Source organism: Sphingomonas sp. AC449, assembly GCF_979253475.1.
The window spans coordinates 1-249 of the sequence record NZ_CEEDCZ010000070.1; the positions used below are offsets into that span (position 1 = coordinate 1).

The window sequence follows — 249 nt, forward strand, 5'->3', positions numbered from 1 at the left end:
TCATCGCGCTGTCCATCACCTTGCAGATCTTCTGCGCATGACGCTCGCTGAGCGCCCCGCCGAATACCGTGAAATCCTGGCTGAAGACGAAGACGAGGCGGCCGTGGATCGTGCCCGATCCGGTGACCACGCCGTCGCCGGGGATCACCTGGTCCTGCATCCCGAAATCGACGCAATGGTGCTCGACATACATGTCGAGCTCCTCGAACGATCCCACGTCCAGCAGCACGTCAAGGCGCTCCCTTGCGG

General features: G+C 62.7%; 1 protein-coding gene. It reads right to left on the reverse strand.

Annotated elements, in window-relative coordinates; genetic code table 11:
• The coding region (locus AC0CH3_RS17870) for a carboxyl transferase domain-containing protein (protein WP_465238135.1) at nt 1-249 on the reverse strand (249 nt) is incomplete at both ends.